This window comes from Rhizobacter sp. P5_C2 (assembly GCF_054049715.1).
Genome location: NZ_JBFULV010000259.1, coordinates 1 through 710, shown reverse-complemented (window position 1 = coordinate 710; position 710 = coordinate 1). Strand labels below are relative to the sequence as shown.

Sequence of the window (710 nt, the reverse complement as noted above, 5' to 3'; positions counted from 1 at the left end):
GCGCGCGCTGCACCGTGTCGAGCATGCGGACGGCCGCCGCGCGCAGCGCCGCCTCGTCGGCCAGGCCGAGCGCGACGCCGCCGACGTCGGACTTGTGCGTGATGTCCGGCGAGACGATCTTCAGCGCCACCGGGTAGCCGATGCGGCCGGCCGCCTCGGCGGCCGCATCGGCGCTCGCGTCGACGCGCAGCGTCGCCACCACCGGGATGCCGTAGGCCGCCAGCACCGCCTTGGCTTCGTGCTCGTGCAGCATCTCGCGGCCGTCGGCCAGCACCGCGTCGATCACGCGGCGTGCGGCCGCGAGGTCGGGCGCCGCATTGGCGCTGGCCGACGGGGTCTCCAGCAGCGTGGCCTGGTTGTGCCGGTAGCAGCGCAGCATCGAGAACGCGTTGACCGCCTCCTCGGGTGTCGCGTAGTCGGCCACGCCGGCCTCGGCGAACAGGCCGCGTGCCTCGGCCACCGCACCGTCGCCGAGCCAGCAGGCCATCAACCGGCCGGTGGCGTCGCGGGCCAGCGGCAGCAGCGAGCGCGCGATGTCGGCGCTCGGCACGATCGCGGTCGGTGCGTGCATGAACAGCACCGCGCCGGCCTGCGGTTCGGCCAGCACCGCCTGCAGCGCGTCGACGTAGCGCTGCGCCGGCGCGTCGCCGATGATGTCGACCGGGTTGCCGCGCGACCAGGCGGCCGGCAGCGCCGCGTCGAGCCTGGCC

Annotated in this window: 1 protein-coding gene; it reads right to left on the bottom strand. The window is 75.8% G+C overall.

Features of this window, described 5'->3' with window-relative positions:
• Positions 1-710: acetate--CoA ligase family protein (locus tag ACXJLU_RS33485; RefSeq protein ID WP_457338029.1), on the bottom strand; the 710-nt coding region annotated here is incomplete at both ends.